Raw genomic sequence first — 974 nt, 5'->3', positions numbered from 1 at the left:
GCCTGGGCCGAGGTGCTCAACACCGACGCGTCGTCGTACGGCGGGACGGGGGTGGGGAACCTCGGAACCGTGGAGGCGGTCGCCGCCGGGCCGCTCGAGGCGAACGCCCCGGGCGGCAGCCCGGCCTACGCAACGCTCGTCCTGCCACCACTCGCGACGCTCTGGTTGAGGTCCCCCGCCGGTGGTTGAGGTGCGAGCTTGCGAGCCTCGAAACCCCGCCCGTTAGGGTTACCTCCGTGTCCGAAGACCCGGAGATCCGCCACACGACCGTCGACGACGGCACCGCCCGGCTCATCTGGACCGCGGACCTCACCGAGCGCGGCTGGCAGGCCGCTGTCGACGTCGTACGACGCCAGGTGGCCACGGCGCTGATCGACCACGAGCGGGTCGAGGTCAAGGTCGCCGTCGACGACGCCGAGGCGCAGCGCATCGCGACGTGGTCCGGCATGCGCCGCGAAGGCGTGCAGCGCGGACGGACCGGCGACGTCGTCGTCTACGCCCGCCTCGCCGACGACACCCCCGTGCACGAACCCGGTGGGTTCCGGGCGCTGCTCAACTCGTTCCTCCCGCGCAAGCGCGGCATCGGGCAGATGCTGATCCGCGACGACTCGCCGGATCCATCGGGGCCGCGGGTACTCATGTGCCAGTTGACCTACAAGGACGACTGGGACCTGCCCGGTGGCGTGGTCGAGCCCGGCGAGTCGCCGCGCCTGGCCGTCACCCGCGAGGTCGAGGAGGAGCTCAGCCTCCAGATCGAGGCCGGAGCGCTCGTCCTCACCGACTGGTTGCCGCCGTGGGGTGGCTGGGACGACGCGATCTGCCTGGTCTTCGACGGCGGCGTGCACCCGGCGGCCATCACCGACCAGGTCGTGCCGCAGGCCCGGGAGATCCGCTCCGCCGCGTTCCTCACGCTCACCGAGGTCGACGAGCGGGCGGCCGACTTCACGGCGCGGCGGGTGCGGGCTGCACTGGCG

At 72.7% G+C, this 974-nt stretch carries 2 protein-coding genes; both read left to right on the top strand.

Annotation, left to right across the window (positions count from 1 at the left end; all coding sequences use genetic code 11):
- A partial coding sequence (locus ACOADB_RS24825; RefSeq protein ID WP_378605168.1) for an alpha amylase C-terminal domain-containing protein occupies positions 1-189 on the top strand: 189 nt, incomplete at its 5' end.
- Positions 190-236: 47 nt separating this feature from the next.
- Positions 237-974: NUDIX hydrolase (locus ACOADB_RS24820; RefSeq protein ID WP_378605165.1), on the top strand; the 738-nt coding region annotated here is incomplete at its 3' end.

Source organism: Nocardioides sp. CPCC 206348 (genome assembly GCF_048654705.1).
In the GTDB taxonomy this organism is placed as follows: Bacteria; Actinomycetota; Actinomycetes; order Propionibacteriales; family Nocardioidaceae; genus Nocardioides.
The sequence above is the reverse complement of the archived record's forward strand: the minus strand, read 5'-3'. Positions and strand labels throughout refer to the sequence as shown.